Annotated in this window: 18 protein-coding genes, 1 other RNA gene, 1 pseudogene and 1 riboswitch; of the genes and pseudogenes, 7 read left to right on the forward strand and 13 right to left on the reverse strand. The window is 64.1% G+C overall.

Annotated elements, in window-relative coordinates:
- Positions 1-23 precede the first annotated feature (23 nt).
- From B0B13_RS15510 to B0B13_RS15530, 5 genes are all read right to left on the reverse strand, one after another.
- A complete protein-coding gene (locus B0B13_RS15510; RefSeq protein ID WP_139337444.1) occupies positions 24-785 on the reverse strand; it encodes an SIMPL domain-containing protein in 762 nt (253 codons plus the stop codon).
- Between the two features lie 154 nt (positions 786-939).
- On the reverse strand, positions 940-1,407 hold the full coding sequence (locus B0B13_RS15515) for an EVE domain-containing protein (RefSeq protein ID WP_076797021.1): 468 nt from the start codon (positions 1,405-1,407) through the stop codon (positions 940-942).
- Between the two features lie 57 nt (positions 1,408-1,464).
- Positions 1,465-1,646, reverse strand: a non-coding RNA gene (ssrS, locus tag B0B13_RS15520) — 6S RNA.
- A 66-nt stretch (positions 1,647-1,712) separates the two neighbouring features.
- On the reverse strand, positions 1,713-2,033 hold the full coding sequence (locus B0B13_RS15525) for a cell division protein ZapA (RefSeq protein ID WP_076785344.1): 321 nt from the start codon (positions 2,031-2,033) through the stop codon (positions 1,713-1,715).
- Positions 2,030-2,386: an ATPase gene (locus B0B13_RS15530; RefSeq protein ID WP_076785343.1), complete on the reverse strand. Its 357-nt coding sequence runs from the start codon at positions 2,384-2,386 to the stop codon at positions 2,030-2,032. Before B0B13_RS15530 ends, B0B13_RS15525 begins: the two co-directional genes overlap by 4 nt.
- 119 nt (positions 2,387-2,505) lie before the next feature.
- A riboswitch (cobalamin riboswitch) is annotated at positions 2,506-2,759 on the forward strand.
- Positions 2,760-2,850: 91 nt separating this feature from the next.
- Here B0B13_RS15530 and B0B13_RS15535 point away from each other — a divergent pair.
- From B0B13_RS15535 to B0B13_RS15545, 3 genes are read left to right on the forward strand one after another with little or no spacing between them, the layout of a single operon-like run.
- Positions 2,851-4,989, forward strand: a complete 2,139-nt coding sequence (locus B0B13_RS15535) for a TonB-dependent receptor plug domain-containing protein (RefSeq protein WP_076797374.1) — start codon at positions 2,851-2,853, stop codon at positions 4,987-4,989.
- Positions 4,990-5,006: 17 nt separating this feature from the next.
- Complete coding sequence (locus tag B0B13_RS15540; RefSeq protein WP_237573807.1) at positions 5,007-6,029, forward strand: FecCD family ABC transporter permease; 1,023 nt, start codon at positions 5,007-5,009, stop codon at positions 6,027-6,029.
- Positions 6,026-6,877, forward strand: a complete 852-nt coding sequence (locus tag B0B13_RS15545) for an ABC transporter ATP-binding protein (RefSeq protein WP_076797022.1) — start codon at positions 6,026-6,028, stop codon at positions 6,875-6,877. Before B0B13_RS15540 ends, B0B13_RS15545 begins: the two co-directional genes overlap by 4 nt.
- Before the next feature lie 109 nt (positions 6,878-6,986).
- Here B0B13_RS15545 and B0B13_RS15550 read toward each other — a convergent pair whose 3' ends face one another.
- Together B0B13_RS15550 and B0B13_RS15555 are read right to left on the reverse strand one after the other, a co-directional pair.
- Positions 6,987-8,000: a cobalamin-binding protein gene (locus tag B0B13_RS15550; RefSeq protein WP_083703761.1), complete on the reverse strand. Its 1,014-nt coding sequence runs from the start codon at positions 7,998-8,000 to the stop codon at positions 6,987-6,989.
- Positions 8,001-8,019: 19 nt separating this feature from the next.
- A pseudogene (locus B0B13_RS15555) lies at positions 8,020-8,250 on the reverse strand (PaaI family thioesterase); the annotation flags it as partial.
- A gap of 113 nt (positions 8,251-8,363) precedes the next feature.
- Here B0B13_RS15555 and B0B13_RS15560 point away from each other — a divergent pair.
- Complete coding sequence (locus tag B0B13_RS15560) at positions 8,364-8,987, forward strand: ParA family protein (RefSeq protein WP_076797023.1); 624 nt, start codon at positions 8,364-8,366, stop codon at positions 8,985-8,987.
- 36 nt (positions 8,988-9,023) lie between these two features.
- Here B0B13_RS15560 and panD read toward each other — a convergent pair whose 3' ends face one another.
- The 4 genes from panD to B0B13_RS15580 all read right to left on the reverse strand — a co-directional run bounded on the left by panD (position 9,024) and on the right by B0B13_RS15580 (position 11,450).
- A complete protein-coding gene (gene panD, locus B0B13_RS15565) occupies positions 9,024-9,416 on the reverse strand; it encodes an aspartate 1-decarboxylase (RefSeq protein ID WP_076797024.1) in 393 nt (130 codons plus the stop codon).
- 107 nt (positions 9,417-9,523) lie between these two features.
- Complete coding sequence (gene panC / locus B0B13_RS15570; protein ID WP_076797025.1) at positions 9,524-10,357, reverse strand: pantoate--beta-alanine ligase; 834 nt, start codon at positions 10,355-10,357, stop codon at positions 9,524-9,526.
- Between the two features lie 30 nt (positions 10,358-10,387).
- The gene (locus tag B0B13_RS15575; RefSeq protein WP_139337140.1) at positions 10,388-11,209 is read right to left on the reverse strand and encodes a segregation and condensation protein A; all 822 of its coding nucleotides are present in this window, start codon (positions 11,207-11,209) and stop codon (positions 10,388-10,390) included.
- A gap of 55 nt (positions 11,210-11,264) precedes the next feature.
- On the reverse strand, positions 11,265-11,450 hold the full coding sequence (locus B0B13_RS15580; protein ID WP_076797026.1) for a DUF3460 family protein: 186 nt from the start codon (positions 11,448-11,450) through the stop codon (positions 11,265-11,267).
- Between the two features lie 335 nt (positions 11,451-11,785).
- Here B0B13_RS15580 and B0B13_RS15585 point away from each other — a divergent pair, with 335 nt between their 5' ends.
- Positions 11,786-13,492, forward strand: a complete 1,707-nt coding sequence (locus B0B13_RS15585) for an autotransporter assembly complex protein TamA (RefSeq protein ID WP_237573809.1) — start codon at positions 11,786-11,788, stop codon at positions 13,490-13,492.
- A 32-nt stretch (positions 13,493-13,524) separates the two neighbouring features.
- The gene (locus B0B13_RS15590; RefSeq protein ID WP_076797028.1) at positions 13,525-17,661 is read left to right on the forward strand and encodes a translocation/assembly module TamB domain-containing protein; all 4,137 of its coding nucleotides are present in this window, start codon (positions 13,525-13,527) and stop codon (positions 17,659-17,661) included.
- Between the two features lie 24 nt (positions 17,662-17,685).
- On the opposite strand, the gene metG is transcribed toward B0B13_RS15590, so the two are convergent.
- Entirely contained in the window at positions 17,686-19,794 is a 2,109-nt protein-coding gene (gene metG / locus B0B13_RS15595; RefSeq protein WP_076797376.1) for a methionine--tRNA ligase, read from the reverse strand.
- A gap of 362 nt (positions 19,795-20,156) precedes the next feature.
- A complete protein-coding gene (locus tag B0B13_RS15600; protein ID WP_076785332.1) occupies positions 20,157-20,819 on the reverse strand; it encodes a YiaD family glycine zipper/OmpA-like lipoprotein in 663 nt (220 codons plus the stop codon).
- 318 nt (positions 20,820-21,137) lie between these two features.
- Between B0B13_RS15600 and apbC the strand changes: the two genes are divergently transcribed.
- Positions 21,138-22,226, forward strand: coding sequence for an iron-sulfur cluster carrier protein ApbC (gene apbC, locus B0B13_RS15605; protein ID WP_076785331.1), 1,089 nt, complete (start codon positions 21,138-21,140; stop codon positions 22,224-22,226).
- Positions 22,227-22,275 lie beyond the last annotated feature (49 nt).

Consider the following 22,275-nt stretch of genomic DNA (forward strand, 5'->3'; position numbering starts at 1 on the left):
CGGCCGGCGATGATACGTGAGCATCAGCGCGTCATCTGGATCGAACCGGATACTTCGACCGTCACCGTGCTTTTGCCCGCCTCGATCGGCAGCGGCGCTGCGGCCTTCGCATCGGTCCTTGTGGGCGTGGCCATCAACATGAACGGCCGCGGGCTAGCGCCGGCTCCCTGGTTAATGCGCACTTCCCGAATCGTATAGCCGCCATAGCCGAAAGCCTGCGCGGCGGCTTGCGCCTGGTCGCGGAACGCCGCAATGGCACCCGAGGTCAGCTTGGTTTCCGCGTCGCGGCGCGCCTGCGGTGATAACGAGAACGCCACATTGTCCACTTGCATCGTGTTGCTCAACTGGCCCGCGAGCCGCGACGCGGCACCGAAGTCGCGCGACTCGAGCACGATCTCGGTTCGACCGCGCCAGGCGGCGATTTTGCCGTCGCGGCTAGTCGATGGATAGATCGTGAAGGCGCCGGTTTGCACGGTCACTTTGTCGTCGCTCCGCGCCTGCCGCAGCGCCTCGTCGGCACGTTTGTTCAGCGCCCGGGTCAGGGTGGCGGCATCCTGGCTCTCCTGCTCATAGAACAGCGTGATGCGCACGACGTCCTCTTGCACGTCGATGCTTCGCTCAGCGCTCAGCGATAGCACGCCGGACGGCGGTGCCACTGGCGCGGCCTGCGCAAGTGCGGCGCCGGGCGCCAGGCCCAGCGTCAGCGGAACACTCGCAAGCGCGCATGCGGCCGCGATGCCGCGCATTCGACGCGCGACGTGCCGCGAGGGTAGGGACTGATTCATCATTCTTGGACTCCCAACGAGATTGTCGGCTCCAGCGCAGCACGCGCGGCGGACCGTGCCCTATTAGTGGAGCGTGCGCGATGCGAAGTTCCGTGAAACGAAGGCCAGGTTGCACCGCGCCGGCTTTGAGCGGGCGTGGCGCCTCGCGATCTCGCTATTCGGCCTCAGCCAGCGTATCGGTGATATAGCACCATTGATCGGGCGTAACCGGCGTGATCGACAGACGGTTGCCGCGCGCCAGCACCCGCATGTCCGCCAGCGCGGTGTGCGCGCGCAGCTCGCCCAACGGAATCAGTCGTAGCTTCTTGACAAAGCGCACGTCGACCAGAAGCCAACGTGGTGCATCGCAACGCGACTTGGGATCGTAGTAAGGACTAGCGGCATCGAATTGTGTCGGGTCCGCATAGGGGCCGGAGGCGACTTCGGCCAGGCCCGTGATGCCGGGTTCGGTACAACTGCTGTGATAGAACAGCACACCGTCGCCGGGCTGCATGCTGTCGCGCATGAAATTACGCGCTTGGTAATTGCGCACGCCGGTCCACGGCAACGTGCGGGTAGGGGACGCGGCCAGATCGTCGATGCTCGCTTCGTCGGGTTCGGACTTCATCAGCCAGTAGCGCATCGCCGTGGGACGCTCGAATAAAAAACGGCATCGAACCGAAGTTCGATGCCGCCGAATAAAGTCCCCGCCTTGGCCGCTAGGCCGGCATCCTGAACCTGAGGTTCAGAATTGGTCGCAGTTAGCAGCACTTCGGGTACGTCAGACAGAGTGACGCGCACGCCCATGCTACAAATTTCCGCAACCGTGCACATGGCATTGGTTCAAGGAATCTATGACCTTGGCGAACCAGGCAGGGAAGCCAAAAAACGTATAAGCCGTATCGCTCGTGAACCGCAGGCTGCCTAAACAACGCAATGTGGCGCAACCTATGCTTGCGTCAGATCATGCTGGCGGATAACTGCCGCAAGCTGTTCATTCATTTGACGCATTGTACGCTGGATTTCCTCCGCGGGGAATGCCTCACCGTGTCGCACGCTCTTTTGCAATTGCAGCAGTTCGGAGGCGATCGACAGGGCGGCCATCACCGCGATCCGGTCATGGCCGCGCACGCTGCTCGCGGCGCGGACCTTGTTCATTTCTCGGTCCACGCGCTCGGCCGCTTCGTGCAGCGCGGACTCGTTTTCGGGCGAGGTGGCGAGCCGATACGATTGGCCGAGGATCGACACTTCGATCTGTTTCATCGTCATGCGGTTTCTCCTTGGCGCTCGTCCCCAGATGCGGGCGACGGTGACGGTACGTCACTGGCTTGTGATGGCTGCACGTCGAGCGGGGAATCCGGCAATCGCGTGTGCGGTAGTTTTTCCAGGATCGCGTTCAAGCGGACCTGGGCATCGTCAATCTTTGCGGACAACGCGTCGCGTTCGATGTGCAGCGCGTCGCGTTCGCGCTGCGCCTGTTCGAGTTGTGCCCGCAGCGCGTCGCGTTGCGCACGCGCGGCCTCGAGTTGCTGTTCGACGGCTAGCCGCGCTTGACGGTTCCGGTCGCTGATCTCGATCAGCCGACCGATGTTCTGGGACAAATTTTCAAGTTCGGTAAGCATCGTTGCGTCCTCTGCAGAAACGGCATTTTAGCGCGGTTCTGGTGGCATTCGACGCCTAAGCTCGTATCCAGACGTAACAGCGGCGTGTTCCGGCCATTGACGCCTCGCATGGCGCTACCTACACTTGCGGCACTTTCGGTGCCCATGCGCACGGTTCATGCGCGGGGTTAAACGGGAAACAGGGAGCGAAGTTCGCCACGAACCGGCCAACCTGTGCTGTCCCCGCAACGGTAAGCGACCCGCTTTTTGCACATCGAACCGCCCACCGCCGCATGCGTCAGCGTACGGCGGTGCGTGCCACTGCGCGTAGAGCGTGGGAAGGCCGGGCCGATGCGTCGCTAGCCCGGATACCGGCCGAGAGCGCGAAGCGCATGGTGTGGCCGTGGATTGCTACGCCGCGCTTTATCGTAGCGCATGGCCCGCGGGGGACGGGCGTCGCGCAGTCGCACAACAAGGAAAACATTATGCGTACGCCTATTGCAGCGGCAGCGCTGCTCGCGTTCGCCAGCTTGCCGCACGTCGCCACGGCGCAGCTTGTCCAGACCCTCGACGATGACTGCGGGACAGGCTCGCGCGCAGACAGTGACCTCGTCGGCCCTGTCACACGCTTTGGCATGGCGGCCAACGTTGATTCAGCGAAGGATGCCGACACTACGGCACACACCAGCACTACGGCACACACCGACACTGCGGCATACACCGGCATTACAGCACACATCGACACTACGGCAAACGCCAACCCTGTGGCATATACCCACACTGTGGCGAATGCCGGCACTGCTGTGAGCACCAGTGCCTCGGCAACCGAAGCCCGGTCTTGCACTGGCGATGACCCGGTGCGGCGCGGCGCGCTGGTGCCGATTGTGGTGAGCGCCGCGCGCAACGCGCAGGCGTTGCCGGACGCGCTGCCGCAAACGACGCTGTTCGACCGGCGTGCCATTGAGGACAGCAGCGCGACGGATCTAGCCGGGCTGCTGCAATTCGCGCCGGGTGTGCAGATCACCCGCAACGGCGGCGCGGGCCAGACGGCGGGGCTGTTCATGCGCGGCGCGCCGATCGCGCAGACATTGGTGATGATTGACGGCGTGCGCGTGGACTCCGCGGCGCTGGGCGCGACGCAAATCGCTCAGATTCCATTGGATCAGGTCGAGCGCGTCGAGGTCGTCAACGGCAACGTGTCGGCGCTGTACGGATCGAGTGCGATTGGCGGCGTCGTGCAGGTATTTACGCGTGACGGCGGTAATTATCCGCCGCGCTTTACGCTGGATGGCGAGTATGGCAGCTATCGCACGCAGCGCCAGCATGCGGGCGTGAACGGGGCGCTCGATGTGGCCGGCGCGACAACGTTTAGCGTCGATGCGTCGCGCATGAAGACCGATGGTTTTTCTTCGATTGATCCGAACCGGGCCCCGGTGAATCCGAATGCGAACGGCACGTTCAACGAGAGCGTGAGCGCGTCGCTGAAGCACCGCTTCAGTCCAGGCTGGGACGCGGGTATCCGCTACTTTCAATCATTCTCGAAGACCAGCTTCGACAATCCGTTCGGCATGCCAACCGACTTGAACAAAGAGCGCGATCGCGTCGGGCAAGTGTCCGTATTCGTGAACGGCGGCCTGACCGAGCGTTGGAGCACGCATCTGAGCGTCGCGCAGGGCACTGACCGCTCGCAGATCTTCGTCAACGGGCAGCAGACCAGCCGCTACGACACGACGAACGGCCAATTGGACTGGCAGAACGACTATGCTATCGCTGCTGGCCACAAGCTGGTGTTCGGCTACCAGCACATCAATCAGGACCTGGACGCGTCGGACTTCACCACGCCCGCGCGGCGCGTGAATTCCGGCTACGTCGGCTATAACGGCGAGCTGGGCCGCAACGAGATGCAACTCAACCTGCGGCGCGATCAGTATTCGGATTTCGGCGGCGCCAACAGCTACTTCGTTGGCTATGGTTACCGATTCACCGATCACTGGAAGGCCATCGTCAACTATTCCGATGCATTTCGCGCACCGACCTTCAACGACTTGTATTTTCCCTTTTCCGGCGATCCGAGCTTGAAACCGGAGCAGGCGCATTCGCTCGAAACGGCGTTGCAATATGCGTCGCCGGTGCTTGGCGTGGCGCGCGTCACCGCGTTCCAGACCCGCTATCGGAATTTAATCCAGTATGCGCTTGCGGACCATGGGCGGTATGTTGCGCAGAACGTGGGCCGGGCAAAAGTCCAGGGTATCGAGGCCTCATGGTCGGGCCAGGTGGGCCGTACCGACGTGCGCGCCAGCTTCACGTTCCAAAATCCTGTCGACGAGGTTTCGGACCGGGATTTGACGCGGCGGCCGCGTCGCTTTGCCACCGTGTCGGCGAACCACAGCTTCGACGGTTGGCGGATCGGCGGGCAATGGCTGTTGACTGGCGCGCGCCACGACAACGGCCAGCCGATGGGCGGATATGGCGTGGTCAATCTGAGTGCCCGATACAATATCACCAAGTCTTGGTATGTCGCGGCGCGCGTCGAGAACCTATTCGATAAGGATTATGAGACGCTCTATACGTACAACACGCCAAAGCGTGGCGCGTATCTCACGCTGGGTTGGCAGCAGCAATAGCGCGGGGCGCGCGAATCATGGGCGCAGGGTCTAGCGGCAGCGCCCGCCCGATGTCGCCGCGCCGTGCGGCGGCGATCTGGCTCGCACTGGCCGTCGCCGCCGGCTTGCTGCTGGTGATCTCGCTTGCTACGGGCAGCGTGCGGATCGCGCCAGCGCGCGTGCTCGCCGCGTTGGCCGGCAGCCCCGGCTTTGACGCGGATATCGTGCGCGCGCTGCGGCTGCCGCGCTCGCTCGCGGGCTTTGCCTGCGGCGCGCTGTTGTCGCTGGCCGGCGCGTTGCTGCAAGTGCTGTTGCGCAATCCGCTCGCCGATCCGTACGTGCTCGGCGTATCGGGCGGCGCGGCGGCATTCGCGGTGGCTGCGATGTTGCTGGGCGTGCCATGGTGGGGCACGCAGGTGGCCGCGTTCGCCGGCTCGCTGGTGTCGATGGGCATCGTGTTCGGCCTTGCACGCCGCACATTGTGGCTGGGTGAGCCGCGCGACGCATCGCCGCGGCTGCTGCTGACCGGCGTTGTCGTGGCCGCGGGCTTCAGTGCGGCCACCGCGTTAATGATGACGTTTAGCCCCGAACGCACGTTGCGCGGCATCGTGTTCTGGCTGCAAGGCGATTTGAACGGCGCCGGCATGCCGTGGTTCGCGCTGGCCGTGCTGGTGATGCTGGTCGCCTTGTGCGTGCCGGCCACGCGCCAACTCAATGCGCTGGCCCGCGGCGATCAGTTTGCGCAGGCGCTGGGCGTGCCGGTCGTCGCGTTGCGCGCGCGCGTTTATGTGATGGCGTCGTTGGCTGCTGCGGCGGCTGTCACTACGGCCGGCACGCTCGGCTTTGTCGGTCTGGTGGTGCCGCACTTGGTGCGGCTGACGTGGGGCAACGACCAGCGTATGCTGGTGCCCGCGTCGATGCTCGGCGGCGGCGCGGCCGTGATGGGCGCGGACCTGGTCGCGCGCAGTGCCTTCGCGCCGACGCAATTGCCGGTGGGCGTGGTGACCGCGTTGGTCGGCGTGCCGCTGTTCCTCTGGATGCTGTTGGGGTGCAGGCGATGAATCGGGCGGGTGGGCCGGGGCCGGCGCCGCTGAGCGTACAGGCACTGACGCTGCAGGTGGGCGGCCGCACGCTGCTTGATGCGCTGTCGCAGCGCTTTGAGCCCGGCGAGCTGTGGTGCCTCGCCGGACCGAACGGCGCTGGCAAGTCGACCTTATTGATGACCCTTGCCGGATTGCGTGCACCCACGCGCGGCAGCGTCGTATTCGATGGCGTGCCACTCACCCGGTGGCCGGTCCATCGGCTCGCGCGGCATCGGGCATGGATGACCCAGCAGCTTCACGATGCGTTCAGCGCAACGGCCCTCGATACCGTCCTGCTGGCACGCTATCCCCACCTGTCGGGTTGGGGCTGGGAGCGCGACGTGGATCGCGCCGCGGCATATGAGGCGCTGGCGGCGGTCGGCCTAGCCGGGTTTGCCGCGCGCGACGTGCTGTCGCTGTCCGGCGGCGAGCGGCAACGTGTGGCCCTTGCCGCTGCCCTCTGCCAGGACGTGCCGCTGCTGTTGCTGGACGAGCCGTTGGCGCACCTGGATTTGCACCACCAGATCGATGCGGTGACATTGCTGGCGAAATGGGTCGGTGCAGCGCCCCGCACAGTGGTGTTCTCGTGCCACGATCTTACGCTGGCAAGGCGGTTTGCAACGCACGCGTTGTTAATCGACGGGCGTGGGCGCGCGTGGGCTGGGCCCGTGCGTGACGTGCTGACACCAGTCCTTGCCAGTCACGCGTTTGGCTATCCGCTGGTGCTGTTGCGCGACGGCGCGAACGAGGCGCTGATACCCGCGCTGGCGCCGGCGCGGGGCGATGCACCTGTTTTAAGTGGGCGAGATGGCGATGATCTCTGGTGATGCGCCCGCGGCAATCGAGCCGCTCGCCGGTGATCCGCGTGACGGAGCGCGGCGTTGCACCGTCGGGTGCCCGTCTCGCTTCGCGTTGGACGTTGGGCTGCTGGCACCGTTAGGGACGAAGTAAGCCGTCAGGGTTTCGTGCCGGGGCGCGCTGGCGGGCTTGTTCTAACGCCTGGCACAATAACGCTGTGGCGTCGGCCAACCGCGGGCCGGGACGGCTGATCAAGTCCGCGTCGACGGTGAACAGGTTGTCGCGCGCGACCGCGCGCATGCCCGGCCAGCGCTGCCATCGGCGCAGCGCCGAGTCGTCGCCGCTTGGATCCGTGGACTGCGCGACCCGGTGCACCCGTGCAGGTTCCGGCCGCGTGGCAATGATCGCGTCAGGATCGACTGCGATGACCGCTTCGGTTGACACCGTCGGCACCCGTTCGCTTAGCGAGCCGAACAGATTACGTCCGCCGCAGACGGAGAGCACGTCGCTGATGATATGCGTACCGTTCAGTGTCATTAGCGGGTCATCCCATACCTGGAAAAAAACTGAAACGGGTGGCCGGCTCGCGTAGCATTGTTGCAGCGCGGCAATACGCGCATCGAATGCCCGGGCGGCCTCGCGCGCCTGCGGTTCGGTGCCAAGCAGCGTACCCAAGCGGATCAGCGTCGAGCTGATGTCGGCTAGCCGATGCGGTTCACTGTAGAACAGCGGTACGTGTAGTGACTTCAACCGTTCGACCTGGCGCTGTGGATTGCCGTGCCACCAGACGACAATCAAATCCGGGTGCGTGGCCGCAATCCGTTCGAGGTCCAGTGTCGTGTTGCTGCCGATGACCGGCACGTCGCGAGCGGCGCTCGGGTAATCGCTGAAGCTGACTGTGCCGACCAGCCGGCTGCCGCCGCCGGCTGCGTAAATCAGTTCCGTGATGCTGGGCGCTAGGCTCACGACGCGCCGTGCCGGCGCATTCAATGTCACGCGCGCACCGCTGTCGTCCAGCACTTGCACTGGTGCGGCCGCGCAAGATACGGGTGTGCCGGCGCCCGACAGCGCGAGCAGCAGACTGACCAACACGCCGCTTGCGCGCCGTGTGCGGCGCTGGGGCCGCACGACAGGAGACTGGTGGGCGGTCATGCCTTCACCGTGATTGGAATTCCGGCAGGTGCGCAACGCACGCATAGCCGCATGCGGTGTCCGCCAGCCCGACGACCGTGGCAGCATGCCAATACCCGTTTGGCGCGAGCAGTTCCGCGCGCACTGTCAACTCGGCGACCAAGCGGCCCTGCTGCAACTCGCGCACACGCACGCCGAGCAACTCGGGGAGCCGGCCTTGCTGGCGCGCCGCCAGCGATTCGATAGAAACGTCCGGGCGCAATGAACTCATTAAAGATCCGGAAAGAAGTGCCGAATGGGTCAAGTTCTTTGATAATACCTGGATTCGGCTGAGTAATTGGATAAGCCTAAGGCTATGTCAAGCCATTGATCCTGGGGGAATTCATGACGGTCATCGTTGTCGCTAATCCCAAAGGCGGTGTGGGTAAGAGCACGCTGTCGACGAATCTAGCGGGCTATTTTGCATGGCGCGGCGAGTGGGTGGCGCTCGCCGACCTGGACAAGCAGCAGTCATCGCGATCATGGCTGGACCTGCGGCCCGACACGCTGCCTAGGATCGAGCCGTGGGACATGAGCGGGGAGCGCAGTGCCCGGCCGCCAAAGGGATTCGAGCATGCGATCGTCGATACGCCGGCCGGCTTGCACGGCCCACGCCTGAACCTGGCACTGTCCGTCGCCGACAAGGTGCTGGTGCCGCTGCAACCGTCGATGTTCGACATTCTCGCCACGCAGCACTTCCTGCAGCGGCTAGCGCAGGAGAAGGGCGGGCGCAAGGGCGGCATCCAGATCGGTGTGGTCGGCATGCGCGTGGACGCTCGCACCCGTTCGGCGGAGCAGTTGCATCGATTCGTCGACGGGCTCGGCCTGCCAGTGCTTGGCTACCTGCGCGATACGCAAAACTATGTGCAACTGGCCGCGCATGGCCTGACGCTATGGGATGTGGCGTCAAGTCGGGTCGACAAGGACCTGGAGCAGTGGCAGTCGGTCGTCGCGTGGGCCGAGCAATGAGCTGCAGGGAGGGCGCGGGACGCCCGGCCGCATCGCTCAGCGCGCGTCCCAGTTCTGCGTCGGTACGTGGTCCCGGGCGCCCTTGATCGTATTGCGTTCGTCGCAGAACACCAGGTTCGGCTTGAAGCCATGACGCACGTCGGCGTCGTCGACCAGCGCGAACGCGGCGATGATAATGAGGTCGCCCACCTGCGCGCGGCGCGCGGCGGACCCGTTCAGCGAGATCATGCCGCTGCCCCGTTCGCCGCGGATCGCGTAGGTGGTCAAGCGCTCGCCGTTATTGATGTTCCAGATGTCGATCTGCTCGTTTTCCGCGATGTTGGCGGCCTCGAGCAGATTTTCGTCGATGGCGCAGGAACCTTCATAGTGCAATTCACAGTGCGTGACGGTGGCGCGGTGAATCTTCGATTTGAGCATCGTACGTTGCATGGGGGGCTCCAGTAATGGGGTCTCCGGTACTGCGGTGTGCACCGCGTCGTGCGTTGCGGTTAGGGCACGGCGCGCGAGCAAAGGGGCCAGCGAGTCGGCGTGGGCGGTCAAATCTCCAGGTTATCAATGAGCCGGGTCGCGCCAAGCTGCGCGGCGGCGAGTACGACCAGTGGTTCATGCCCTTCGTGCGGTTGCGGCGAGCGCAGATTGGCGCGCTTGCGAATCGCAATATAGTCGGGTTTCCAGCCGCGCTCGATTAACGTCTCGAACGCGGCTAGCTCAATCTTGGCGAAATCGCGGTGACCCGCGAGCACGCTCTCGCGCACCTGCTGCAGTGTACGATACAGGGTTGGCGCCTCGGCACGCTCCGATGGCGTCAGATACACATTGCGTGACGACAGCGCGAGCCCGTCCGTGTCGCGCACCGTCTCGGCGGCGACCACTTCAATGGGCAGCGCGAATTGCTCACACATCTGTCGCACGATCATCAACTGCTGGTAGTCTTTCTTGCCGAACACCGCGACACGCGGCTGCACGCACGACATCAGTTTCATCACGACCGTGCAGACGCCGTGAAAGAACCCTGGCCGGAACTCGCCCTCGAGAATGTCGCCCAGATCGTGCGGCGGGTGCACGCGATATTCCTGCGCACGCGGGTACATGTCCTGCTCGGTCGGCGCGAACAGCACGTAGACGTTTTCCCGCTGCAGTTTGTTGATGTCGGTCTCGAGCGTGCGCGGATACTTGTCGAAATCCTCGCTCGGCCCGAATTGCAGCCGGTTCACGAAGATGCTGGCGACCACTGGGTCGCCGTGCTGGCGCGCTAGGCGCATCAACGATAGGTGTCCTTCGTGCAAGTTGCCCATCGTAGGCACGAACGCGACGCGGTTCTGCCCGCGCAGCTGGTCGCGCAATTCGTTGATCGAGCTAATGACTTTCATGTAAGCGGAAAAGGATCGCTGAGCGGATCCTTAGGTCGGTGAGTACGCCAGCCGGACGTAGATCGGTGCGAACGGCTCGGCCTGCGTGATCTCGAGCAACGATTCGCGGGAGAGCTCCAGCATCGCAATGAAGTTGACGACCACCACGGGCACGCCACGCGATACATCGAACAATTCGGTGAATTCCATGAAACGCGCGTGCTGTAGCTTGCGCAGGATCTGGCTCATGTGCTCGCGCACCGACAGTTCCTCGCGGGTGATCTTGTGATGCTGCACGAGCTTGGCGCGCTTGAGCACGTCGGCCCATGCGCCGCGCAGGTCGTCCGCGTTGACGTCCGGCCAGCGTGGCGCCAGGTTTTGCTCGATATATACCTGCGCGCGCAGGAAGTCACGCCCGTGCTGCGGCAGGCGGTCCAACTGTTGCGCGGCAAGCTTCATTTGCTCGTACTCGAGCAGTCGGCGTACTAATTCGGCACGCGGGTCCTCGACATCCTCGCCGGTGTCGGCCTGTTTCACCGGCAGCAACATGCGTGACTTGATTTCGATCAGCATGGCCGCCATTAGCAAGTATTCGGCCGCCAACTCCAGGTTCGTCGCGCGGATCTGGTCGACGTAGCCCAAGTATTGCGCGGTGACGTCCGCCATCGGAATGTCGAGCACGTTGAAATTCTGTTTGCGGATCAAGTAGAGCAGCAGATCGAGCGGACCCTCAAATGCTTCCAGAAAGACTTCGAGCGCGTCCGGCGGGATGTACAGGTCTTGCGGCACCTTGAACAGCGGCTCACCGTATAGGCGAGCGAACGCGACGCCGTCGAGCGTGCCCGGCGTCGAGTCGGTGGCCGGCGTGTACAGCGCGACCTCGGATGCCTGCTGGCCCGGGTCGTCCGGTGCCGGAACGGCGCTCACGTCAGAAATTCTGGTAGTACACGTAGGGTGTCTGCGGCACGCGTGCCTGTTGATGGCGCGTGCGCTCGTCCAGATCGATCGGCGCTTTGTCCCACAGCAGTGCGCGGCCGTTGCGTTGCTGTTCCTCGAGTTCCGGATGTTGCTGCTTGAGCTGGGCCAGGAATTGGCTGATGTCTGATTGATACATGACAATACTCCGCAAACCAAAAAATCCGATTCCAGATTTTACCGCAAGCTTCCGGACTCGGAACAAAGGGGGCGGGCCGCCTCTCCAATGGCGCAACCCGGCCCGCCCGCGCCAGCGCATTGCGTCATTCATGCCTGAGTGCCTGGCGCGTGTGATATGTTCCAATATAGGTTTGCCACTTCGCGCCACCGACGCTGCGACGTTGACCGCCATGTTCATCGACGGAGTTCGATTTGTCACGTAGTTCTCCTGGGCTGCCTTGCGGCGTTGCCTGGCGCGCGCGAGCAATATACACGCGAGTGCACGCGGTGCGCTGGGCGCTGCAATGCGCCATAATGGTCATGCCACTGATGACGCCTGGCGCCGCCCTGGCCAAGTACGACGTGGATATTGACGCGCCGTCCTATGCACTGCGTAAGCTGCTGCGGGCTCACCTGGATGTGTCGCGTTTCGCTAAGCGAAATGACATCTTGGACGAGCAATTTGAGTTTCTCGTGACGGCGGTACCGCAGCAAGTGCGCGACCTACTGTCCACTGAAGGGTATTTCGAGCCGGTGGTGCGCACCGACGTGCGCGCCGATAAGCGTCGCGCGGTGACCGTGCATGTGGAGCCGGGCCCGCGCACGCACGTGTCGGCGGTCGAGTTGTCGTTCACTGGGCCGATGCTGACCGAGGCGCCCGAAAAGGAAAAGGCGGTACGCAGCGCATTCGGGCTGACAAGCGGTGAGCCGTTTACGCAGACGGCGTGGGACGAGGCCAAGAAGGCCTCGCTTAAGATGCTGCAATCGCACCGCTACCTGGGCGCGACAATTGCGCATTCGCAAGCGCGGATCAATCCTCGTACCCATGAGGCACGCTTGAGCATCACATATGAGAGCGGGCCGACGTTCACCATTGGGCCGCTGGATGTGTCCGGCACGCGGCGCTATCCGCAATCGATTATCACGAACGTCAACCCGCTGGGTCCGGGCGAAATCTACAGCGCCGAGCGCATCGCCGAACTGCAGCGGCAGGTGCAGAACACGCCGTACTATGCCAGCGTTGGCATTTCAGTCGATGACGACGTCCGCCAACCGCAGAACACGCCCGTGCACGTTAAGGTCAGTGAATACCAGTACAACGCGGTGCGTACTGGCATTGGCTATTCGTCCGATACCGGCGGACACATCCAGGGGGCATACTCGTACCTGGACATGTTCGGCGCTGCCTGGCCCTTCAGCTTCTCGGGCCGGTTGGACCAGACGCAGCAGTACGGCCAGGTGCAGCTGTCGATGCCGCCGGGACCGCGCGCGTGGACCAACACGCTGCTCGGCTCGTACACGCGCACCGACGTGTCGGGCACCGATATCCATAGCGCGCGGGTCGGCGCGCAGCGCACGCGCACGTCGCAAAATATCGACTACAACTACCAGGTGCTGTTCTACCTGGATCGTCTGGACCAGAACAGCGCCGGGCCCACCGTGAGCCGCGCGCTCGTGCCGGCGTGGTTGTGGACCCGGCGTAACGTCGACGATCCGGTGTTTCCGCGAGCGGGCAACCTGCTGCGCCTAGAGGCCGGTTTGGCGATCAAGGGCGTGATGACGGATCAGACGTTCGGGCGGGCCTACGCGAACGCACGGCAGTACGTGCCGATTGGTCGACGCGACATCGTGCTGCTGCGGCTGCAAGCCGGTGGCGTATTCACGACCGGCGGCTCGCGCGGCATACCGGCATCGTTGCTGTTTCGCGCCGGCGGCACGGAGACGATACGCGGCTATGGCTACGACAGCATTGGCAACAATGTGGGCGGCTCGGTGCTGCCGACCAAATATCTGCTCAGCGGCGGCGCCGAATACCAGCACTGGTTCAACCACGACTGGGGCGCGGCGGCCTTCTGGGATATCGGCACGGCGACCGACAACTGGACCGAAAAGTTTTTTTACCAGGGTGTGGGCGTCGGCGCACGCTGGCGCAGCCCCGTCGGGCCAATCAATGTTGACCTCGCATATGGCCTGCGCAACCATAGCTGGCGCCCCTATTTGACGCTGGGCATCGCGTTCTGATTCACCTTGCGGCACTACCCGATTCTTGACGCATGAGCGACGACGACCACCAGCCTGCCGACCGTGAACCCTCCCGCCCCGGCGGCGAGCCGCGCACCAGTGGCGCTGCCGGGCAGCACGGCGATCGCGCACCAGGGCGGCGTGGCCGCGGCCGGCGCGTGCTGCGCTGGGCCAGCGGCCTGGGGTTCAGTCTCGTGCTGGCGGTGGTCGCGTTGCTGGTGGCTGTGCATACCGAACCGGGCACGCGCGCGCTGTGGCAGATCGCGAGTCGGGCCACGGCGGGTGCGTTCTCCGGGACACTCGACGGGGGTACGCTTGCGCACGGGCTGCGAGCACGTGACGTCAGGTGGCAGCGCGGGGGCACGGATATCCGGCTCGATCGTATCGACGGACAGTGGAGGGTGACGCACCTACCGTGGCGATTGTCCATCCAATCGCTAAGAATTGGCACGGTCGAGGCTCGGCTCGCCCCGGCTGGTCAACCCGCCACGCGTGCGACGCTGCCGCAGCGGTTGACCGTGCCGCTGCAGGTGCAGATCCATTCACTGGACGTGGCCGCGATCCGCCTCCACGAGCCGGGATCGACGATCGAGCTATCGGCATTGCACGCGCACGGCAGCAGCGACGGGCGGCGTCATCATCTTGTGCTCGACAGGCTGCAAACTCCGTATGGCCCGCTCCATGCGGACGTGGCGCTAGACGGCGTACGGCCGTTCGCCGTGCGTGGCGAGACAGGGCTGTCAGGCCAGTTCGGCGGGCATGAGATGCGGCTTGGTGTGCAGGTGTCCGGTTCGCTGCAGGCGCTCGTTGCCGACATGCAGGCGAGCGGTATGCAGTCGAACGGCTTGCAGTTGAATGGGGTCGCGCACGTGGAGGCTACCCCATTTGCCGACGTGCCGTTGAAGGTCGTCACGCTCGACGTCGACCGTCTCGATCCCCGAGCCTTCAATCCGGGCGCCCCGCATGCGGACCTATCGATACGCGCCCGCTTGCGGCCGGTCGAGCCCGCGCCGCGTGCTCAGGCGCGCGGCACCGCTGCCCCCGACATGCCGCTGGTCGTCGCCGGTGAAGTATCCGTCGTCAATGCGGTGCCCGGGCTACTCGCACAGCAACGCCTGCCGCTGATCGACGCGCGTACCAACGTGCGCGTGGACGCGAGCCGGCAAATCCTCTCCGCGCTGAAGGTCCGTCTGCTCGGCGGCGCGACGGTGAGCGGAGCGGGCGCGCTGGAGCATGGTCGTGGCCGTGTTGAGCTGTGCACGTCCGACCTGGATCTGAGCGTGTTGAGCGCCACGTTGCGCACGACCCGGCTTGCCGGACCCATCGGCGTCGAGCTCGATGCCGCTCGCCAGCAGATGCAGGTTGATCTGGCGGACGCCGACGCCAAGCTGCGTGTGCAGGGGGCCGTCGCGATCAATCCCAGGCAGCTTGCGCTAGAGCGCGTGAGACTCACGGCGGGCGACGGGCACGCGGAGCTTGCCGGTGTGCTGCGTCGAGATGAGCACTCCAGCTACGAATTGAGGGCCACGTTGGCGGCGCTCGATCCGTTCGCGTTGCTGGCGCGTGACAGCCTGCAGACAGGCCGCACGGGTGGACCGGTTCCGTACAACGGCAGCCGCATAGCGCCCAAGGCTGCCGGCAGCGGTATGGGCAAGGCCGCCGCCAAGGGTGCCGGCAAGCGCGCCGCCCAGCGGTTCGATGCGCGCGTGACCGGCACGCTCAACGCAAAAGGCGCATTGACGCCGACGCTGACCGTCCAGGCCGACTTTGCGGTGCTCGATAGCGTCTACAACGGCTTGCCGCTGAATGGCGGCGGGACGCTGGCGCTGGCCGGCACGCGGATCATGTCCAGTGACGTGCACGTGAGCGTAGCCGGCAACGACATCCAATTACGCGGCAGCTTCGGCGCAGCCGGCGACCGGTTGCTGTTCCATGTCGATGCCCCGGCGCTAGAGCGGCTTGGTTTTGGCATGGCGGGCGCGGCGCACGCCAAGGGCGATGTGACCGGCTCGCTCGCGCATCCGAATGTGGTCGCCAGCTATCAGGCAGACGGCGTGGTCATGGGCGGCAACCGGATCGGCCATGCCGCGGGCCGTATCGAGTTGCGCGACGGGGCGCAGGGCGCGATGATCGCGACCCTTGACGCGCGAGCGGTAACCACGCCGCAGGTGCGGTTCAATGCGCTGTCGCTACGGCTGGATGGGGTGCGCGCGCACCACACGTTGATTGCCAGCGGGAACGGCAGCGTCGGTGGACAGCCGGTCGATTTCAACGTGGCGGCAAGCGGCGAGCTAACCGACGCGCGGGGCGGTATCGGCTGGGATGGCACGATCAGTCAACTGGAAAACCGCGGCCTGCCCGAGGTCAAGCTGGCCGCGCCGGCGACCGTGAGCGCCAGCGCCGGGCATTGGGTGATCGGCGCCACGCGCTTGAGCGTGGAGCGCGCGTTGCTGGACTTGAAGTCGTTTCAATATGCGGGCGGGCGTTTGCAATCGAGCGGCTCGCTGACGCATGTCGACGTGGCGCGCCTGCTGCAGCTTCGCGAGCAACTCACGCACCAGCAGGCATCGTTCAGGACCGATTTGGTATTCGATGCGCAGTGGGACGTGTCGTTCGGGCCGCGCGCCGCGGGCTATGTGCAGATCAAGCGGCGCTCAGGGGACGTCACGATTGATGCGGGACGCGGCATTGCGTCGCTGGGCATCAGCGACGCAATGGCACGCATCGACTTTGCAGCGGGCCGCCGCCTGAATGCGACGATCCAAGCGGTGGCCGAGCGACTTGGCACGCTGGACGCGACGCTGCGCATGCCGGTTGCCGTGCAGGACGGTGTGCCGGTGGTGGCCGGCGACGCACCGCTGGACGGCACGGTTGTGTTTGACCTGCCGTCGCTGCGTACCACCGGCGGGCTGCTCGGACCAAGCTACCGGCTCGATGGGCAGATGTTACTGAAGCTGGCGATCGCGGGTCAGGTATCGCACCCGAAGGTCTCCGGTACGCTGACCGGCGATGGCTTGTCGGCGACCGTTGTTGATCAAGGCATCACGCTCAAGGACGGTATCGTGCGCGTGGTGCTGACCGAGAACCAGGTCGAATTCCGACAGGTTCAGTTCCATGGCGCTCAAGGTACGCTGCGCGCCACCGGTAACGTGATGCTCGACCAGCAGAACCCTGATTTGAGCGCGCATATCGTGGCCGATCAGCTCGAGCTGTTCGCGTCGCCGTATCGCCAGCTGTCGTTGTCCGGTGATGCGACGGTGGCCAATGCCGGCGCGCAGGGCGGGATGGCGATCAATGGCCGGTTTTTCGTCAACAAGGCACTGTTCGATTTGCCGGAGCAATCGGCGCCAAGTTTGTCCGACGACGTCGTGATCGTGCGACCGGACGGCACGGTCGAGGACGAGCACGCTGCGGCGCGTGCCGACGCCGGCAAGCCGGCGGGCCCGTTCGCGCCACGCGCCAACATTGACGTCGACTTGGGTCAGAATTTTCGCTTTCGCGGCGCTGGCGCCGATTTGGGGCTGCGTGGTGTGATCAACCTCGTCAGCGCACCGAACCAGCTGTTGCGTGCCGTGGGCAACGTGCGGGTCGTGGAAGGGTCCACCTATACCGCGTTTGGCCGCAAGCTGGGTATCGAGAACGGCTATTTCACGTTTAATGGGCCGGTCAACGACCCGGGCATCAACATCCTCGCGATGCGGCGCAACCAGGAGATCGAAGCCGGTGTACAGGTGACCGGCACCGTGCAGTCGTCCAAGGTCAAGCTGGTGTCGGAGCCCAACGTGAACGACAACGAGAAGCTGTCATGGCTGCTACTTGGGCATGGCACCGATACCGGCGCGAACCTTGGGCAGCAGAGCACGATGAATGCGGCGATCGCGCTGCTGGGCAGCGCGACCGGCAAGCGGATCGCGCAAACCTTTGGACTGGACGAAGTCTCGGTCGGCCAAAGTGAGGTCGGCCTAACAGATCCGCAAGTGGTGACGCTCTCGAAGGCCATCACCGAGCGGCTCGTGCTCGGCTACGAGCAAGGCATTGAGACGACGAACAACGCGTTCAAGGTGACGGTGAACCTGTCGCGGTTCTGGGCCATCATGTCCTACGCCGGCACCTATAACGGCGTGGACCTGCAGTTCACCCGTCGCTTCGACGGCTTTTGGAAAAAGTAGCGGCGCGCAGTGCGCGCTAGTGCGCTATTTGACCCGCATGCCAGGTTTTGCACCGCTGTGCGGCTCGAGCACGTAGATGCCGGGTTCCTTTTTCTCATCCGCCGCCGACGCGGCCAATACCATGCCTTCGGACACGCCGAACTTCATCTTGCGTGGCGCGAGGTTTGCGACCATCACGGTCAGCTTGCCGATCAGTTCCTCGGGGCGGTAGGCTGCCTTGATTCCAGAGAACACATTGCGCGTGCTCGCTTCGCCCACGTCCAGGGTCAGTTGCAGCAGTTTGTCGGACCCTTCCACCGCCTTGCAATCGACGATGCGCGCAATGCGCAGGTCGATCTTGGCAAAATCGTCGATCGTGATGAAGCGCTCGCCGTTTGCCGACGTGTTGTTGGCGCCCAACGACTTGGCCGTGCCCGCCGCGGTGGCGGCCGTGGTCACGTTCGGCTGCAATGACTGGCGGTTGGCGGCAAGCAGCGCGTCGATCTGCTTGGGGTCCACGCGCTGCATGAGGTGCTGGTACGGCCGGATCGGCCGCGCTGACGACAGCGGCACTGTGACGTCGGCCCATGTGAGCGGCTCGATCGACAGGAATGTTTCGACCGATTCGGCGAGCTTCGGCAATACCGGCTTGAGCGCCAGCGTGAGCAACCGAAACGCCTCAAGGCTGACGCTGCACGTCTCGTGCAACGCCACCGCATTGGCGGGATCCTTGGCCTGTTCCCAAGGCTTGGCGGCATCCACGTACGCGTTGACGGCATCCGCCAACTCCATGGTCTGGCGCAGTGCGCGGCTGTATTCGCGGCCTTCGTAGTGCGCCGCGATCGTCGGAATCGCGGCGCGCAGCCGGACCAGCAGCGGATGGTTCATCGCGCTGTCCTGCACGCGTGCATCGAACCGCTTGACCAGGAAACCGGCGGCGCGGCTCGCGATGTTCACGTATTTGCCGATCAGGTCGCTGTTGACGCGCGCCTGGAAGTCATCGAGGTTCAGATCGATGTCCTCCATCGTGCTGTTAAGTTTCGCGGCGAGGTAGTACCGCAGCCATTGCGGATCCAAACCGGTCGTGATGTAGCTGTTCGCGTTGATGAAGGTGCCGCGCGACTTAGACATTTTCGTGCCGTCCACGGTCAGGAAGCCATGCGCGAACACGTTGGTCGGCGTGCGGTAGCCGGAAAATTGCAGCATCGCAGGCCAGAACAGCGTGTGGAAATACAGGATGTCCTTGCCAATGAAGTGGTATTGCTCGGTGGTCGAATCCGGACGGACCCATTCGTCGAAATCCAAGCCGCGACGCTCGCATAGGTTCTTGAAGCTTGCATAGTAGCCGACCGGTGCATCGAGCCACACGTAGAAGTACTTGCCGGGCGCGCCCGGGATTTCGAAGCCAAAGTACGGCGCATCGCGCGAGATGTCCCAGTCGGCGAGCTTCGCGTCGTCGTCCTCGCCGAGCCACTCGCGCATCTTGTTGGTGGCTTCCTGCTGCGCGAGCTGGCTGACCCAGCCGCGCAGGAAGGTCTCGCAGCGCGGATCGGACAGCTTGAAAAAATAGTGCGTCGATGTTTTTTTCACCGGCGTCGCGCCGGACAACACTGAATACGGTTTGACCAGTTCAGTTGGCTGGTACGTCGATCCACACACCTCGCAACTGTCGCCATACTGGTCCTTCGCGCCGCATTTCGGGCATTCACCTTTGATGAAGCGGTCTGGCAGGAACAGCTCCTTGACCGGGTCATACGCTTGTTCGATATCGCGCGCCGCGATCAATCCGGCATCGTGGAGTGCGGTGAAAATGCGCTCGGACAACGCCCGGTTCTCGTCCGAGTCCGTCGAGTAATAATTGTCGAACGAGATGCCGAAATGGTCGAAATCGCGCTTATGCTCTTGCCAGACGCGCTCGATCAACTGCCGCGGCGTGATGCCCTCGGACTGCGCGCGCAGCATGATCGGCGTGCCATGGGTATCGTCCGCGCCGACATAGTACACCTCGTGACCGTGCATTCGCATCGCGCGCACCCAGATGTCGGTCTGGATATACTCAACGAGATGGCCAATGTGGATCGGGCCGTTTGCGTACGGCAGCGCGGAGGTGACGAGCATGCGGCGCGGCGCGCCGGCGGAGACGGGAGCTGACATGGCGGATAGAGCGTTTGATTCGACGAAAACGGGATGGAGCGCCGATTTTAGCAGGCGCGACTGCGATGACACGGTCGCGACAGTGGACGCGCGAAGCACGCGCGGGCCCACATTGTCCGCGCTTTGCCGCAGACTGGCGGGCGCAGGCGGTCATCGTGCAATGCTAAAAAAACCGGGGCTTCGAGCCCCGGAGCAACAACGACAAGAGGAGAATGGTGACGCAACGGTATCGCCGTCACGTACCATATAAACAGACATCGAATCAGCTACGAAGTTCGAAAAAATTTCGAGATTTAACAACGATCCGTCTGCCGCCGCGTGTCGCGGCGGCAATCATCACGGTGGCAGAAAATTAGGGCGCATCATCCGCGCGGTTGTGAGGTGGCCCGCAGGTAGATCTCCACGCGCCGGTTCTGTGCGCGGCCAGCCTCCGTGCTATTGTCCGCAATCGGTTGCGTCTGTCCGCGGCCTTCGGCGGCCAGCCGTTGCGCGGCGACGCCATGCTGCGCCAGGTATTGCGCGACGCTTTGCGCACGTTCTTGCGACAGCGTTTGATTGTACCGCGGCTGGCCGGTGCTGTCGGTGTGTCCGACCACGTGTGCCACCAACTCGGGATGCTGGGTCAGCGTCTGCGCCACCTGGTCGAGCACCAGTGTGAACGAAGGTTTGATTGCGTAGCTATTCGTGTCGAACGAGACCGAGCTTGGGATATTGAGCTTCAGCGAGCCATCCGGTTGCTCGGACACTTGGGTGCCGGTGCCCGCGGTGACACCCGACAGTTTGTGCTTGATCGCCTGCCAGTTGTACCCGGTGATGCCTCCGACCGCGGCGCCGGCCGCAGCGCCGATCGCCGCCCCGTTGCTGCCGCCGAAGATTGCCCCGAGTCCGGCGCCGGTGGCCGCGCCGACGCCGGTGCCAACCGCCGCGTTGCTGCCTTGCGGCGTCTGGCAGCCGGCCAGCAGCGCGCCTGCGACTGCGAGGACCGACACTTGCAGCGGAAGGCGGAAGGTGAGTTTCGCGTTCATATGACACCTCATGGGTTAGGTTGATTGGGCCGATAGTAGAACGATGTGCATGGCACACCGTCGGGAGCGATGCTTGCGTGCGGCATTTAAGCGTGATCTTCCGACGAGCGCGCCCGCAGCATCGCAGGCTTCATGCCACTACAATGTCGAAACAGCTGCCGATCGCAGAGCGTGCCGCGGGAAGCGCCGTTTGGCAACGCCACGCAACAATTTTTTGCAACTTCTGGTATGAGGTTCGACGCGACCCCGCACGCAAGGTTCGATGCACGCGGCAGGCGTTGGGTGATCGGATGGAACACTTCAAGTAACGGAGCAACGATGACAATCGACAGGGCCCAGATCGACGCCGTGCTGCACGGCGTGATCGACCCGAACACCGCAGAGCCGATAACGGCGGGCAAAGGGGTGCGCAACGTCGCGATTGACGGCGACACGGTATCACTCGAGGTCGTGCTGGGCTATCCGGCCAAGAGTCAGTATGCACTGATCCAAGCGCGTGTCGAACAAGCGCTGCGCGCCGTGCAGGGCGTGGCGCATCTGCACGTGACGGTATCTCACCAGATCGTGGCGCACGCGGTACAACGCGGCGTGCAATTGTTGCCGAACGTACGCAATATTGTCGCGGTCGCCTCTGGTAAGGGCGGGGTTGGCAAGAGCACCACGGCCGCAAATCTCGCGCTTGCGCTGGCTGCCGAAGGCGCGTCGGTTGGCGTGCTGGACGCGGACATCTACGGCCCATCGCAGCCGACGATGCTTGGCATCAACGGCCGTCCGGCGTCCGAGGATGGCAAGACGATGATTCCGCTCGAAGGCCATGGTGTACAGGCTAACTCGATCGGCTTCCTGGTCGAGCAGGACAATCCGATGGTGTGGCGTGGGCCGATGGTCACGTCCGCGCTCGAGCAGTTGCTGCGGCAGACGAATTGGCGCGACCTGGACTATCTGATTGTCGACATGCCACCCGGCACCGGCGATATCCAACTCACGCTCGCGCAGCGGGTGCCAGTGACCGGTGCGGTGATCGTCACGACGCCGCAGGACATTGCGCTGTTGGACGCGCGAAAGGGTCTGAAAATGTTCGAGAAGGTCGGCGTGCCGATCCTAGGCGTCGTCGAGAACATGAGCATCCATATCTGCTCCCACTGTGGCCACGCCGAGCCGATCTTCGGCGCTGGCGGTGGCGAGCGCCTTTGCGCACAGTATAGCGTGCCGTTCCTGGGCAGTCTGCCGCTGGATATCGGCATCCGCGAGCAGGCCGATGCGGGACGTCCGACGGTGGTCGCCGACCCGCATGGACGCATCGCCGGCCTGTATCGCGACATGGCCCGCCAGGTCGCGCTCCGGATTGCGAAGCTGTCGCGCGACATGAGTTCGAAGTTCCCGACCATCGTCGTGCAGAACACCTGACATGGCTCTGTGACATCCTCTATGGCGGCCGCCCCGCTAGATGGGCCAG

It is taken from the genome of Burkholderia sp. b14, assembly GCF_900156195.1.
Taxonomy (GTDB): domain Bacteria; phylum Pseudomonadota; class Gammaproteobacteria; order Burkholderiales; family Burkholderiaceae; genus Mycetohabitans.